Here is a 15323-nt window from a genome sequence, read left to right as displayed (position 1 = left end):
GCAGGGATTACGGTCATGGCAGGTTCGGTGGACGGTGCCGGGAGGAGGTCGGACGTGACGGCAGAGGTGGTCCTGCGCGCGAGGCGTGCCGTGGTCGACGGCGCAGAGGTCTCCGTCGCGGTCTCCGTCGCGGACGGACGCATCCGCGCTGTCGACCCCTACGACACCGACGTGCCCGGCGCGCGGGTGGTCGAGCTGGCCGAGGACGAGGTGCTGCTCCCCGGGCTCGTCGACGCCCACGTGCACGTCAACGAGCCAGGTCGCACCGATTGGGAGGGCTTCGCCAGCGCGACGCGGGCGGCTGCGGCTGGTGGCGTCACGACGATCATCGACATGCCCCTCAACTCCATCCCGCCGACCGTCACCGTCGCCGCCCTGGATGAGAAGCGCGCGGTCGCCAGAGACCAGTCCTACGTGGACGTGGGCTTCTGGGGCGGGGCCGTGCCCGGCAACCTGGCCGACCTGCGACCGCTCCACGAGGCCGGCGTCTTCGGCTTCAAGTGCTTCCTGCTCCACTCCGGCGTCGACGAGTTCCCGCACCTGTCGGCGTCCGAGCTGCGCGAGGCCCTCGCGGAGACCGCGACCTTCGACGGTCTCGTGATCGTGCACGCCGAGGACGAGCAGACCATCGAGTCCGCGCCCCACCCGCACGGCCAGGGGTATGCCGGGTTCCTGGGTTCGCGTCCCAAGGAGGCCGAGGAGCGGGCCATCGCCGAGGTCATCGACGCGACGCGTGAGACCGGCGGCCGGGCGCACGTCCTGCACCTGTCCGACGCCGACGCGATCCCGTTGATCGCCAAGGCCCAGGCGGAGGGCCTGCGGCTGTCCGTCGAGACCTGCCCGCACTACCTCACGCTCGACGCCGAGGAGATCCCCGACGGGGCGACGCAGTTCAAGTGCTGCCCGCCCATCCGGGAGCACGACAACCGCGACCGCCTCTGGGCCGGGCTCGAGGACGGCGTGATCCGCACCGTCGTCTCCGACCACTCGCCGTGCACGGAGGACCTCAAGCGGTTCGACTCGGGCGACTTCGGCGAGGCCTGGGGCGGCATCGCCGGCCTGCAGCTCGGGCTCCCCGCCGTCTGGACCGAGGCCCGCGAGCGCGGGCACTCGCTCGTCGATGTCGTGCGCTGGATGGGGGAGGGTCCAGCCGACCAGGTGGGCCTCACCGACCGCGGCCGGATCGTCGTGGGCGCGACGGCCGACCTCGTCGTCTTCGCGCCCGACGAGTCGTTCACTGTCGACGTCGCCTCCCTGCGCCACAAGAACCCCGTGTCGGCGTATGCCGGCCGCACGCTCACCGGGGCGGTGCGCCAGACCTGGCTGCGCGGCATACCGGTCGACATCGAGGCCGACCCGCGCGGTCGGCTCCTGACGAGAGGACAGCGATGACCACCCCCCGCACCGTGACCCCTTACTACGCCGCCCCACCCGGGGGTCTGCCGCCGCAGACCCAGCTCACCACGGACCGTGCGGTGTTCACCGAGGCGTACGCCGTCCTGCCGCGGGGGACGATGACCGACATCGTCACGAGCAACCTGCCGTTCTGGGACGCCACGCGACTCTGGGTCATCGCGCGACCGCTGTCGGGTTTCGCCGAGACGTTCTCGCAGTACATCGTCGAGGTCTCGCCGGGCGGCGGCTCGGACAAGCCCGAGGCCGACCCGGGCGCCGAGGGGGTTCTCTTCGTCGTGGCGGGTGGGTTGACGCTGACCCTGGGCGACCAGACGCACGAGCTCGCCACCGGCGGCTACGCGTTCATCCCGCCGGGACAGACGTGGACTCTGTACAACCATGGCGACGCGACCGCGACGTTCCACTGGATCCGCAAGGCCTACCAGGTCGTCGAGGGCGTCGAGGTGCCCGAGGCGTTCGTCACGAACGAGGCCGACGTGCAGGCAGGAGAGATGCCCGGCACCAACGGGGTCTGGACCACGCAGCGGTTCGTCGACCCGGCCGACGTGCGGCACGACATGCACGTCAACATCGTGAACTTCGAGCCCGGCGGGGCGATCCCGTTCCCCGAGACGCACGTCATGGAGCACGGGCTGTATGTGCTGGAGGGCAAGGCCGTTTACCTGCTCAACAACGACTGGGTCGAGGTCCAGGAGGGCGACTTCATGTGGCTGCGCGCCTTCTGTCCCCAGGCCTGCTACGCCGGTGGGCCGGGCCGGTTCCGCTACCTGCTCTACAAGGACGTCAACCGGCACGCCGTCCTCAGCCGTCAGCTCCTGTAGGTGCCGGGATCCGGGAGCATGATGGTGCGGTGACCGGTCGAGGAGGTGGGGCATGACGCAGCCGCGGCGGCAGTCGGGCATCGTCAGCCTGCTGACCCGCGAGGACGCCTACGTCTCCGGGCCGCAGGTGCTCTCGGAGCTGCGCCGCGTGATCGCCTCCGGGGCGGTCCCGCCGGGCAGTCCGATCCCGCTCGACGACGTCGCCGCATTCTTTGGCGTCAGCCTTATCCCGGTCCGCGAGGCGCTCAAGACGTTGCTCGGCGAGGGGTTGCTGGAGCACCAGCCGCGGCTCGGCTACACGGTGACGGCCCTCTCGCAGACCGAGCTCGACGAGCTCTACGTCGTGCGAGGGGCCCTCGAGGCTGCTGCTCTCGAGGTCGCGGTGCGGCAGTCGGGTACGGCCGACCACGAGCGGGCGACCGCGATCCACGAGGCCTTGGACCGCGCCGTGGCTGCCGACGACGCGGCAGCCTTCCAGCGGGCCAGTCGCGAGTTCCACGAGGCACTCTTGGCGCCGTGCCGCATGCCACGGCTGCTGCACATGCTGGACATCGCCTGGAACCTCACCGAGCCCGTCCAGACCATGATGCGCACCACCGAGCAGGACCGCGCCGGCATGCGCGAGGACCACCAGCAGATGCTCGACGCCTTCGTCGCGCGCGACGCCGAGACGCTCAAGGCGGTCGCCGAGGCCCACCACGACCGGCTCACCGCATGCATCTCCCGCCTCGGCAGCTGACCTGCCCACATATCGGATCGAGTGGCTCACGCACGCGCTCGCGCTCCTCGACGAGCCGCCGGATATACCCAGATATACGGTTCAAAGCCTTCTGCCCCAACGGATCCGCTCCTAGCGTTCTCCCCAAGCATCCGCGGTGACGCGGTGGACAAAGGAGTCCGGATGAGCACCACCGAAAAGCCCTTCGAGACCGAGGAAGCGGCCGCAGCGGCCGGGTTCGCGACCCACCACGGGGAGCACGACCACGGCGCCGGCGCTGGTCTGATCAAGCCGTCCTACGACGAGCGCCTCACCAACGAGGACCTCGCTCCGCTCAAGGAGCAGACCTGGTCCTGGTACAACATCTTCGCGTTCTGGATGTCCGACGTGCACAGCGTCGGCGGGTACATCACCGCCGGCAGCCTCTTCGCACTGGGCCTCACCAGCTGGCAGGTGTTCGTGTGCCTCATCGTCGGCATCACGATCGTGCTCTTCTTCTGCAACCTCGTCGCCAAGCCTAGCCAGCGCACCGGTGTCCCCTACCCGGTCATCTGCCGGTCGGTGTTCGGGGTGCTGGGCGCCAACATCCCCGCCATCATCCGCGGGCTGATCGCGGTGGCCTGGTACGGCATCCAGACCTACCTCGCCTCGGCCTCGCTCGACATCCTGCTGGTCCGCATGTGGCCGGGCCTCGAACCGTACGCCGACGTGAGCCAGCACGGGTTCCTCGGTCTCTCGACCCTCGGCTACGGGACGTTCGCGCTGCTGTGGGTGGCCCAGGCTGCGGTCTTCTGGACCGGCATGAACACGATCCGCAGGTTCATCGACTTCGCCGGACCGGCCGTCTACGTCGTCATGATCGCGCTCTGTGTCTACCTGCTCGCCAAGGCCGGCTGGAGCGTCAACCTCAACCTGTCCGACCACGAGCTGTCGGGCGGCAAGGTCTTCACCACGATGCTTGCGGCGACTGCGCTGGTGGTGTCCTACTTCTCCGGGCCGATGCTCAACTTCGGTGACTTCTCCCGGTACGGCCGCACCTTCGAGGCCGTGAAGAAGGGCAACTTCTGGGGCCTGCCCGTCAACTTCGTCTTCTTCTCGCTGCTGACCGTCCTCACCGCGGCGGCCACCCTGCCGGTCTACGGCAAGCTGATCACCGACCCCGTGCAGACCGTCGGCCACATCGACAACACCTTCGCCCTGGTCCTCGCGGCGCTGACCTTCACCACGGCCACGATCGGCATCAACATCGTCGCCAACTTCGTCTCGCCAGCGTTCGACTTCTCCAACGTCAGCCCGCAGAAGATCAGCTGGCGCATGGGCGGGATGATCGCGGCCGTCGGCTCGGTCCTGCTCACGCCGTGGAACCTCTACAACAGCCCCGAGACGATCCACTACACGCTCGACACCCTGGGTGCCTTCATCGGCCCGTTGTTCGGCGTCCTCATCGCGCACTACTACGTCGTGCACAAGCAGCGGGTCTGCGTCGACGACCTGTTCACCCTCGACGAGGGCGGCGCCTACCACTACAAGCGTGGCTACAACCCGCCCGCGATCTGGGCCACCGCGATCGCTGCCGCCGGCGCACTCGCCGCCGTGTTCGTCCCCGGGGTCAACCGGTTCGACGACTACTCCTGGTTCATCGGCTGCGGTCTGGGCTTCGCGGCATACGCCCTCCTCGCGCCGCGGATGGGTGTCAGCGACAGCCCACTCGACGCGAAGACGTGCGTGAAGTGACCGTCAACCTCACGGTCGTCAACCCCAACACCACGGAGTCGATGACGGCGCTGATCGAGGCCGAGGCGCGACGCGTGGCCGGGGCCGACACGGTCATCACCGCCCGCACCCCGTCGATGGGTCCGGCGTCGATCGAGAGCCACTACGACGAGGCGCTCGCGGTGCCGGGGCTGCTCGAGATCATCCGTGAGGACCGGACTGCGGACGCCTTCGTCCTGGCGTGCTTCGGGGACCCCGGTCTGGACGCTGCCCGGGAGGCGGCGTCCAGACCGGTCATCGGCATCGCCGAGGCGGCCATGAAGACGGCCTCGCTGCTGGGTCGCAGCTTCTCGGTCGTCACGACCATGAGCCGCACGGTGGGTCGTGCCTGGGACCTCACCCGCACCTACGGCCTGGAGCGGCAGTGCGCCGGGGTGCACGCCTGCGACATCCCGGTGCTCGAGCTGGAGGAGGACCGCGACCGGACGTATGCCGTGATCCTCGCCTTCGCGAAGAACGCCCTCGCGGCCGACGGCTCCGACGCGATCGTGCTCGGGTGCGCCGGGATGGCGGGACTTCCCGAGCTGCTCACCCAGCAGCTCGGGGTGCCGGTCGTCGACGGCGTGGCGGCGGGGACTCTGCTCGCCGAGAGCGTGGTGCGGCTGGGGTTGCGGCCGTCGACCCACGGCGAGCTCGCCCCGCCGCCCCCGAAGACCTACACCGGCGTGCTCAGCAGCTTCGGCCGCACCTGAGCCTCGTCCCTGCCTGCGACTTCGTCTACGGATCGCCGGATCATCCCCTCGTCAACTGGCCTCTAGTCGGCATCCCGTAGACGAAGTCGCCGTTGGGAGGGGCCGTCCAGCGCGCGGAATGGTCGGCCGAAACCCTTGATTCAACAGTTTGTTGAGAAGTATCGTGCTCGGGAACCCACGACAGGGCCGTCGTTCGGCATGGATAACCGGCGGACCCACTCCTGTCAGCAACCATGCCCCTTGGCGGTGACGCTTGGGGGATGATGGTCCCCAACGACGGGGCGACGGGAGTCACCATGGCGTCAACCACCACTCACGCTGTCGACGAGCACAGGGTCACGGTCAACGGCGCGCCCCGTGCGCTCGACGGCACCGACCCGAGCACCACGGCCCTCGACTGGCTCAGGGCCCAGGGCCTGACGGGCGCCAAGGAGGGCTGCGCCGAGGGGGAGTGCGGCGCCTGCTCGATCATGGTCGCTCGTCCCACCGAGGGGTCCGGCACCCAGTGGACCGCCATCAACGCGTGCCTCGTGCCGGTGGCGGCGCTCGACGGGCAGGAGGTCGTCACCTCCGAGGGCCTCGGCCGCCCCGACGCCCTGCACCCCGTCCAGCGCGAGATGGCGGTCCGCGGTGGGTCCCAGTGCGGCTACTGCACGCCGGGGTTCGTCTGCAGCATGGCCGCCGAGTACTACCGCGAGGGCCGGTGTGCCACCCGGGCCGCCACCCCGGACCCCTCGCAGAACGGCCACGAGCGGACCGAGCCGGCGACCACCGCGAACGACCCGGGAGTCGCGCCCGACCACGAGCACGGGCCCAACGGTTTCGACCTGCACGCCCTGTCGGGAAACCTCTGCCGCTGCACCGGCTATCGGCCCATCCGCGACGCGGCCTACGCCCTTGGCGAGCCTGCCGATGACGACCCGTATGCCGTGCGGCTGGCTGCCGCGCCCCCCGCCGCCCGCGCCACGCGGCTCGACGGCCCCACGGGCACCTACGCGCGCCCCGGCGACCTGGCCGAGGCCCTGGCCCTGCTGGCCGAGCACCCCGACGCCGTCCTGGTGGCCGGCTCCACCGACTGGGGGGTCGAGGTCAACCTCCGTGGGTCGCGGACGCCGTTCGCGATCGGCATCGACCGACTGCCCGAGCTCAGGACCCTCGAGGTCGGTGAGGACACGGTCGAGGTCGGCGCCGCGCTCAGCCTCAGCGAGGTCGAGCGAGGTCTCGCCGGACGAGTTCCTCTGCTCGACCAGATGTTCCCCCAGTTCGCCTCCCGCCTGATCCGCAACGGCGCGACGATCGGCGGCAACCTCGGCACGGGGTCGCCCATCGGCGACACTCCTCCCGCGCTGCTCGCCCTCGAGGCGGTCGTGGTCCTCGCCTCGGCCGATGGGGAACGTGAGGTGCCCCTGGCCGACTACTTCACCGGCTACCGCCAGACCGTCAAGCGCGAGGGTGAGCTCATCCGCGCGGTGCGGATCCCGTTGCCGCTCAGCGAGGTCACGGCGTTCCACAAGATCGCCAAGCGCCGGTTCGACGACATCTCCAGCGTGGCAGTCGGCTTCGCGCTCGACCTGCGCGACGGAGTCGTCACCAAGGCACGCATCGGCCTCGGTGGTGTGGCCGCCACCCCTATCCGCGCGCTGGCCACGGAGGCGGCACTCGAGGGCCGGGCCTGGAGCGCCGACGTCGTCCGCGAGGCTGCTGCGGTGATGCGCGCCGAAGGCACGCCGATGGATGACCACCGCGCCAGCGCGGCATACCGCACGGCGACGCTCGGCACCGCGCTGCTCAAGCTGCATGCCGAGACCGCGACGCAGCAGGAGGTCGGAGCATGAGCGCCCTGTCCGAACGCCCAGCCAATCCCGTTGTCGGGCAAGAGATCCCACACGAGGCGGCGTCGCTGCACGTGACCGGTGAGGCGCTCTACACCGACGACCTCGCGGTCCGCACGCACGGCATCCTCCACGCCCACCCGGTGCAGGCGCCGCACGCCCATGCCCGCATCACCAGGCTCGACACGGCTCCCGCGCTCGAGGTGCCCGGCGTCGTGCGGGTCCTCACCGCCGAGGACGTGCCGGGGGTCAACGACGCAGGGGTCAAGCACGACGAGCCGCTCTTTCCGTCCGAGGTCATGTTCTTCGGTCATGCCGTGTGCTGGGTGCTCGGCGAGACGCTGGAGGCTGCCCGGCTGGGGTCGCTCGCGGTCGAGGTCGACTACGAGCCACTGCCGTCCCTGGTGACGGTGCACGAGGCGATCGAGGCGGGCAGCTTCCAGGGTGGCCAGCCGCACATGGAGCGAGGTGACATCGAGGCCGGGTTCGCCGGAGCTGCCCATGTCTACAGCGGCGAGTTCGAGTTCGCCGGGCAGGAGCACTTCTACCTCGAGACGCACTGCTCGATCGCGCTGGTCGACGAGAACGGGCAGATCTTCGTCCAGAGCTCGACGCAGCACCCGACCGAGACGCAGGACATCGTCGCGCACGTCCTCGGCCTGCCGAGCCACGCCGTCACGGTCCAGTGCCTGCGGATGGGCGGCGGTTTCGGGGGCAAGGAGATGCAACCCCACGGGTATGCCGCGATCGCAGCCCTCGGTGCGACGCTCACCGGTCGTCCGGTGCGCCTGCGGCTCAACCGCACCCAGGACATGACCATGTCGGGGAAGCGGCACGGGTTCCACGCGCAGTGGCGGGTCGCCTTCGACTCCAACGGTCTGCTGCAGGCGCTCGACGCGACTCTGACCTCTGACGGTGGGTGGAGCCTCGACCTCTCCGAGCCGGTGCTGGCTCGGGCGCTGTGCCACATCGACAACGCCTACTGGATTCCCAACGTGCGGGTCAACGGCCGGATCGCCAAGACCCACAAGACCAGCCAGACGGCGTTCCGCGGGTTCGGCGGCCCGCAGGGCATGCTCGTCATCGAGGACATCCTCGGCCGGTGCGCGCCCCAGCTGGGCATCGACCCGATCGAGCTGCGGTCGCGCAACTTCTACGTCGACGGGCAGTCCACCCCCTACGGCCAGCCGGTCCGCCACCCCGAGCGGGTCGCGACCTGCTGGGACCAGGTGCTCACGACGGGTGACGTCGCGTCGCGCAAGGCCGAAATCGCGGCATACAACGCCTCCCACGAGCACTCCAAGCGCGCCCTGGCGATGACGCCCGTGAAGTTCGGGATCTCCTTCAACTTCACGTCCTTCAACCAGGCCGGCGCGCTCGTCCACGTCTACAAGGACGGGTCGGTGCTGATCACCCACGGTGGCACCGAGATGGGCCAGGGCCTGCACACCAAGATGCTCCAGGTCGCGGCCACCACCCTCGGGGTGCCGCTGTCGACCGTGCGGCTCGCACCGACGCGCACCGACAAGGTGCCGAACACCTCGGCCACGGCTGCGAGCTCGGGGGCCGACCTCAACGGTGGCGCGGTCAAGGACGCCTGCGAGCAGATCATCGAGCGACTGCGGGCGGTGGCCGCCGGACGGCTCGGGGTGCACCCGGCCGACGTGCGGTTCAGCGACGGCCACGTGGGCAAGGTTGGCGGTGGCGCCACCGTGCCGTGGGCCGACCTGGTCAACCAGGCCTACTTCCAACGCATCCAGCTCTGGGCGGCCGGCTTCTACCGCACCGAGGGACTGCACTGGGACTCCTCGGCAATGCACGGCTCGCCGTTCAAGTACTTCTCCTACGGCGTGGCAGCCAGCGAGGTCGAGGTCGACGAGTTCACCGGTGCCTACCGGCTGCGGCGCGTCGACATCGTGCACGACGTGGGCGACTCGCTCTCGCCGCTGGTCGACATCGGCCAGGTCGAGGGGGCCTTCGTCCAGGGCGCCGGCTGGCTGACGCTCGAGGACCTGCGCTGGGACGAGTCCGACCGGCCGACCCGGGGACGGCTGGCCACCCAGGCGGCGAGCACCTACAAGCTGCCGAGCTTCTCCGAGATGCCCGAGGTCTTCAACGTCGCGCTGCTCGAGCGCGCCCACGAGGACGGGGCGGTCTACGGCTCCAAGGCCGTCGGTGAGCCGCCCCTGATGCTCGCGTTCTCGGTGCGGGAGGCCCTGCGCGAGGCCGCCGCGGCCTTCGGCCCGGCGGGGACGTCGGTCGACCTGGCCTCCCCGGCGACTCCCGAGGCCGTCTTCTGGGCGGTGCAGGAGGCCAAGGGCGGTGCCGAGCCGCCGCACATGACCGCGATGGTCGAGGGTGCACCGGGTGTCGTGCCCGACCAGCCCGACGCCGACGCCGCACCCCTGCGGCCGCGCTCCGAGCAGGCCGCCCAGCCGGCCAGGGCGGGGACGTGACAGTGGAGTGGCTGTCAGCCGTCGAGCGGTTGCGCCGTGAGCGCCGTCCCGGCGTCCTGGTCACGCTGACGGCCGTGCGGGGCCACTCGCCGCGCGAGGCCGGGGCCAAGATGGTCGTGGCCATGGGTGCGACGTGGGGCACCATAGGCGGCGGAAACCTGGAGGCGACGGCTGTCACCCGGGCCCGCGCGATGATCGACGAGTCCGTGGCGATCCCCGAGCAGATCTCCTTGTCCCTCAACGACAAGGCGCCGGCCCAGCACGGCCAGCAGTGCTGCGGTGGCGAGGTGCAGGTGCTCCTCGAGCCGCTCGCGGTGGTGCCCGCGGTCGCGATCTTCGGGATGGGCCACGTCGGTCTCGAGCTCGCCCGCATCCTCGCCCGGCACGACGTGGAGCTCCACCTGGTCGACTCGCGGGCCGACCAGCTCGGCCACGACCGCCTGGGGATCCTCGACGACGCGACGGCCAGGCTGCACGTCCACCACGCGCCCGTCCCCGAGCTGGTGCTCGGCCAGGTCCCGCACGGCACTCACGTACTCGTCATGACCCACGACCACGCCGAGGACGCCGCTTTGTGCGACGGTGCACTGCGCTGTGAGCACCTCGGCTCGATCGGGCTCATCGGCTCGTCGGCCAAGTGGTCGAGGTTCCGGCAACGCCTTGCGGCAGAAGGACACTCGGACACCGACCTGGCCCGCATCCAGACCCCGATCGGCATGCCCGACCTCGTCGGCAAGGATCCTGCGACCATCGCCCTGAGCGTGGCCGCCGACCTCGTGCGCGTGTTCGAGCGCGAGACGTCGCAGGTCGCGGGATGACGATCTTCCGGGCCACCGTGCTCGACACCCCCGACGACCCTTTTGCAGGTGGCGTTCTGCGTGCCCAGGACGACTGCGGGCTGCTGGTCGAGGGTGGGGTGGTCGTCGCGCGTGGTGACTACGCGACGCTGCGTGCCGAGCACCCCGACGAGGACGTCCTCGACCTCCGCGAGGGCATGGTCCTGCCCGGGCTCGTCGACACCCACGTGCACTTCCCCCAGGTGCGGGTGATCGGCGGCCTCGGCATGCCGCTGCTCGACTGGCTCGACCAGTGCGCCCTCCCCGAGGAGATGCGCCTGGCCGATGTCGACATGGCTCGGGGAGTGGCGCGCGACTTCGTCACCGGACTCGTCGACGCCGGCACCACCACGGCCCTGGTGTTCGGGTCGCACTTCGCCTCGGCCGTCGACGTGATGTTCGAGGCCGCCGATCTGTGGGGCCTGCGCGTCACCACCGGCCTCGTCACCTCCGACCGGATCCTGCCCGAGCCACTGCTCACCACCCCCGAGCGGGCCTACCAGGAGTCGCGCGACCTCGCCTCGCGCTGGCACGGCAAGGGCCGCCTCCGGTATGCCGTGACACCTCGCTTCTCGCTCTCGGCCAGCGACGCGATCCTCGAGTCGTGCGCCGCGACGTTCGGCGAGGTCGACGGCTCCTGGTTCACGTCGCACGTCAACGAGAACACCGCCGAGGTCAAGGAGGTCGCCGGGCTGTTCGGCGGGGCGGCCTACGTCGACACCTATGACCGGCACGGGCTCCTGTCTCCGCGCTCGGTGCTGGCGCACAACGTCCACCCCACCGACCCCGAGCTGGCGACCCTCGCCGCGCGGGGTGCGTCCGTCGCGCACTGCCCGACCAGCAACTCTGCGCTCGGCAGCGGACTGTTCCCCCTGCGGCGCCACGTCAAGGCGGGGGTTCAGGTCGCGATGGGCTCGGACGTCGGAGCAGGCACGGGCTTCTCGATGCTCAAGGAGGGTCTGCAGGCCTACTTCATGCAGCGCCTGCTGGGTGACCAGGGACTGCCCCTGACATCGGCCCACCTGCTCTGGCTGTGCACCTCGGCCGGGGCCCGCGCCCTCGGGCTCGACCACGAGGTGGGCGACCTCTCGGTGGGCAAGCAGTTCGACGCGATCTGGCTGCTGCCCGAGGCCGGCGACCCGCTGGCCGTGGGGCTGGGTAACGCCAAGTCGGCAGACGACGCGCTCTCCAAGGTGTTCGCGCTCGGCACGACCTCCGACATCGGCGGGGTCTGGGTCGGCGGGGACCAGATCGCAGCCGGTCGCTGGCGCATGCCCCGCCGCACCTGACGCTGACTCAGGCGCGCTCGGCCTTCAGGACCTCGGCGTAGGCCGGCAGGGTCAGGAAGTCCGGGAAGTCCGGGTCGAGCGCGCACTCGACGAACAGCCTGCGCGCCGTCTCCAACGCTCCCCGCGCGGTCTCGTCGTCGCCGACGGACTCGACCAGCGCGGCATACTCGCTCTCCACCACCTCGTCGACGAGCTCGCGGGTGACGGTCTCGCCCGAGGCGAGGGTGGCGCCGGAGTTGAGCCACTGCCAGATCTGGCTGCGCGAGATCTCGGCCGTGGCGGCGTCCTCCATGAGGTTGTGGATGGCGACGGCGCCGTTGCCGAGCAGCCACGCCTGGAGGTACTGGATGCCGACGGAGACGTTGCCCCGCAAGCCATCCAGCGTGCGGTCACCTGGAGTCGACGCGGCGTCGAGCAGGTCCTCGCCGGTGACCGAGACCTCGTCGCGCCGCTTGCCGAGCTGGTTCGGGGAGTCGCCCAGGACGCCGGTGAAGATCTCCTTGCACAGCTCCACCATGCCGGGGTGCGCCACCCACGACCCGTCGAAGCCGGCGCCCACCTCGCGCTCCTTGTCGGCGCGCACCTTGGCGAAGGCGGCCTCGTTGACCGACGGGTCCTTGCTGGGGATGAACGCCGCCATGCCTCCGATGGCGAAGGCGCCGCGCTTGTGGCAGGTCTGGACGAGCAGGTCGCTGTAGGCCCTCATCATCGGCGCGTTCATCGTCACGGCGTTGCGGTCAGGGAGGGTGAACGACGGTCCGGAGTCCCTGAAGTACTTGATGATCGAGAAGAGGTAGTCCCACCGGCCCGCGTTGAGCCCGGCGGCGTGGTCGCGCAGCTCGTAGAGGATCTCGTCCATCTCGAAGGCGGCCGGGATCGTCTCGATGAGCACCGTCGCGCGGATCGTGCCGTGCGGGATGCCGAGGGACTCCTGCGCGAACGTGAAGACGTCGTTCCACAGCCTCGCCTCGAGGTGGGACTCCGTCTTCGGGAGGTAGAAGTAGGGGCCGCTGCCGCGCGAGAGGAGCTCGGCGGCGTTGTGGAAGAAGTACAGGCCGAAGTCGACGAGGGCGCCGACGAGCGGTCGTCCGTCGAGCGTGAGGTGCTCCTCGTCGAAGTGCCACCCGCGGGGCCGCGGCACGATCACGGGTATACCGTTCGGGTCCTTGAGCTCGTAGTGCTTGCCTTGCGGGGTCGTGAGCTCGATGGTGCGGCGGACCGCGTCGAACAGGCTGACCTGCCCGCCGATGACGTTGTCCCAGTGGGGCGTGTTGGCGTCCTCGAGGTCGGCGAGCCAGACCTTGGCGCCCGAGTTGAGGGCGTTGATGGCCATCTTGCGCTCGGTGGGTCCGGTGATCTCGACGCGCCGGTCCGCGAAGTCGGCGGGCGCCGGAGCGACAGTCCAGTCGCCCTCACGCACGTCACGGGTCTCGTCGAGGAAGTCCAGCCTGCCGGTCCGGGAGACCTCTGCACGGCGGGACCGACGAGCCTCGAGCAGCTCGTCGCGCCGACCACCGAACCTCGTCTGCAGCTCCGCGAGGAAGGCCAGGGCCTCGGGGCTCAGGATCTCCGTGCTCCGGTCGACGTCATGGGGGGCGTTGACGACGACGGTGGGCGCGGGCTGCATGGTGGGCGTGGTGGGCTGGGACATGCGCATCCTCGGGAGAAGTCGGTGGTGTCACGTGCCGCGGTGGCGGCTCTCGGACTAGGATTGTTCCATGATACGAAATCTTCTTCTCATTCGGGAAGGACTGGGGAGAGATATATGAGCACCGAACCGACCGTCGAGGACGCGTCGACGCCGACCCCCAAGACCGGTGGTGGCGTCCAGTCCCTCGAGCGAGCCTTCGCGATCCTCGAGACGATGGCCGACGCCGGCGGGGTGATCAGCCTGTCGCAGCTCGCGACCGACGCCCAGCTGCCCCTGCCGACGATCCACCGGCTCGTGCGGACGCTGGTCGACCTCGGCTACGTGCGCCAGGAGGCCTCCCGCCAGTACTCGCTCGGCCCGCGCCTCATCCGGCTCGGTGAGACGACGTCCCGCATGGTCAGCCGGTGGGCCCGACCCCACATGGAGCGACTGGCCCACGATCTGGGGGAGTCGGTCAACCTCGCCATGCTCGACGGCGACCAGGTGGTCTACATCGGCCAGGTCATGGCCAGCCGCAACTCGATGCGGATGTTCACCGAGGTGGGCCGTCGGGTGCTGCCCCACTCCACCGGTGTCGGCAAGGCGATCATGGCCGACATGGACCCTGAGCAGGTCAAGGCCATCCTCGCCCGCACCGGCATGCCGGCCCGCACCGAGCACACCATCACCGACCCCGAGGCGTTCGCCGCCGAGCTGGGTCGGACGCGCGCACGCGGCTATGCCCTCGACGAGGGGGAGCAGGAGGTCGGGGTGCGCTGCGTCGCGGTCGCGATTCCGGGATCCCCTCAGCCGCTCGCGCTGTCGGTGTCGGGTCCGTTGCCGCGCATGACCGACGCGTTCATCGAGGGCGCGACGACGCCGATGCGCGCTGTTGCCGAGGCGATCTCGGCCGAGATGCGCGGCGCCTCCGCCTGACGTGCGCTGGTCTGGTGACCGGACGCCAGCATCGGGCGAACGGTTGCACCCCATGGGGTGAACAGTGGGCTGGCCGGCCGTTTCCGGTCCCCGCAGCCGTCCGGGGGAGGCAGGCTCTGGGGCATGGCCTACGGTGCCGAGTCCCAGCCGCTCGCCCTCGCCCATCGCGGAGGCGCTGCCCTCGCGCCCGAGAACACCCTGGCGGCTTTCACGGTCGCCACGGACCTGGGCGTCCGCTACCTCGAGACCGACGTCCGCCTGACCGCCGACGGCCAGCTCGTCTGCTTCCACGACGCGACCCTCGATCGCGTGACCGACGCGCGCGGGCCGGTGCGACGGCACACCCTCTCCGCCCTGCGGGGGGTGCGCGTCGGGGGAGAGCCGATCCCGACCCTCGTGGAGGCACTCGAGGCACTGCCGCAGGCGAAGTTCACCGTTGACCTCAAGGACCGTGCGGCCATCGCTCCCTTGGCGAAGGTGCTGCAGCACAAGGACTTCCGTGACCGCGTGTGCGTCGCCGGCGCGTGGGACGGCTGGCTCGACCAGCTCCGGGCGCAGGCGCCTGGGGCGCACACGGCCCTGGGGTGGCGTTCGCTGGCGGCCCTGGTTGTCGCGTCGCGGACCGGGCAGCCCTGCGCCCGCCGGTTCGCCACGGCAGGGTTCGCGCACGTCCCACTGCGCCTGGGACGGGTGCCGATCTTCGTCGAGCGCCTCGTCGAGGGGGCCCGCCGGATCGGGGTGCGGGTGGTCGTGTGGACCGTCGACGACCCGCGCGAGATGGCCTGGCTGCTCGACGCCGGGGTCGACGGGATCATCACCGACCGCCCGGACCTGCTCAGGGAAGTGCTCGTGGCACGGAACCAGTGGCTCCCCATGCCGGGAGCCCGCGCAGGAGCGCTGAACCTGACGTAGGTCGTGGGGCGG

Annotated in this window: 12 protein-coding genes; 11 read left to right on the top strand and 1 reads right to left on the bottom strand. The window is 70.4% G+C overall.

Features of this window, described 5'->3' with window-relative positions; genetic code table 11:
- The first annotated feature begins 15 nt into the window (after positions 1-15).
- The 9 genes from allB to AC1DV7_RS11370 all read left to right on the top strand — a co-directional run bounded on the left by allB (position 16) and on the right by AC1DV7_RS11370 (position 11833).
- A complete protein-coding gene (allB, locus tag AC1DV7_RS11410; protein ID WP_477597239.1) occupies positions 16-1392 on the top strand; it encodes an allantoinase AllB in 1377 nt (458 codons plus the stop codon).
- Positions 1389-2237 carry a bifunctional allantoicase/(S)-ureidoglycine aminohydrolase gene (locus AC1DV7_RS11405; protein WP_477597238.1) on the top strand — a complete coding sequence of 283 codons (849 nt, stop codon included), beginning with the start codon at positions 1389-1391 and terminating at the stop codon, positions 2235-2237. The genes allB and AC1DV7_RS11405 overlap by 4 nt, the downstream gene beginning before the upstream one ends.
- A gap of 52 nt (positions 2238-2289) precedes the next feature.
- Positions 2290-2976 carry a GntR family transcriptional regulator gene (locus tag AC1DV7_RS11400; protein WP_477597237.1) on the top strand — a complete coding sequence of 229 codons (687 nt, stop codon included), beginning with the start codon at positions 2290-2292 and terminating at the stop codon, positions 2974-2976.
- Between the two features lie 162 nt (positions 2977-3138).
- Positions 3139-4689, top strand: a complete 1551-nt coding sequence (locus AC1DV7_RS11395) for an NCS1 family nucleobase:cation symporter-1 (RefSeq protein WP_477597236.1) — start codon at positions 3139-3141, stop codon at positions 4687-4689.
- Positions 4677-5420 carry an aspartate/glutamate racemase family protein gene (locus AC1DV7_RS11390; RefSeq protein WP_477597235.1) on the top strand — a complete coding sequence of 248 codons (744 nt, stop codon included), beginning with the start codon at positions 4677-4679 and terminating at the stop codon, positions 5418-5420. Before AC1DV7_RS11395 ends, AC1DV7_RS11390 begins: the two co-directional genes overlap by 13 nt.
- Before the next feature lie 296 nt (positions 5421-5716).
- Entirely contained in the window at positions 5717-7255 is a 1539-nt protein-coding gene (locus AC1DV7_RS11385) for a xanthine dehydrogenase small subunit (protein WP_477597234.1), read from the top strand.
- Entirely contained in the window at positions 7252-9708 is a 2457-nt protein-coding gene (gene xdhB, locus AC1DV7_RS11380) for a xanthine dehydrogenase molybdopterin binding subunit (protein WP_477597233.1), read from the top strand. The genes AC1DV7_RS11385 and xdhB overlap by 4 nt, the downstream gene beginning before the upstream one ends.
- A gap of 2 nt (positions 9709-9710) precedes the next feature.
- Positions 9711-10526, top strand: coding sequence for a xanthine dehydrogenase accessory protein XdhC (gene xdhC, locus AC1DV7_RS11375; RefSeq protein WP_477597275.1), 816 nt, complete (start codon positions 9711-9713; stop codon positions 10524-10526).
- Positions 10523-11833: a guanine deaminase gene (locus tag AC1DV7_RS11370; protein ID WP_477597232.1), complete on the top strand. Its 1311-nt coding sequence runs from the start codon at positions 10523-10525 to the stop codon at positions 11831-11833. The genes xdhC and AC1DV7_RS11370 overlap by 4 nt, the downstream gene beginning before the upstream one ends.
- A gap of 7 nt (positions 11834-11840) precedes the next feature.
- Here the strand turns inward: AC1DV7_RS11370 and aceB are convergent, their stop codons facing one another.
- Entirely contained in the window at positions 11841-13460 is a 1620-nt protein-coding gene (aceB, locus tag AC1DV7_RS11365) for a malate synthase A (protein ID WP_477597274.1), read from the bottom strand.
- 138 nt (positions 13461-13598) lie between these two features.
- Here aceB and AC1DV7_RS11360 point away from each other — a divergent pair, with 138 nt between their 5' ends.
- The gene (locus tag AC1DV7_RS11360; protein ID WP_477597231.1) at positions 13599-14399 is read left to right on the top strand and encodes an IclR family transcriptional regulator; all 801 of its coding nucleotides are present in this window, start codon (positions 13599-13601) and stop codon (positions 14397-14399) included.
- A 123-nt stretch (positions 14400-14522) separates the two neighbouring features.
- On the top strand, positions 14523-15311 hold the full coding sequence (locus tag AC1DV7_RS11355; RefSeq protein ID WP_477597230.1) for a glycerophosphodiester phosphodiesterase family protein: 789 nt from the start codon (positions 14523-14525) through the stop codon (positions 15309-15311).
- Positions 15312-15323 lie beyond the last annotated feature (12 nt).

It is taken from the genome of Pedococcus sp. P2_E4 (assembly GCF_056403935.1).
This window is presented reverse-complemented; position numbering and strand designations above follow the sequence as displayed.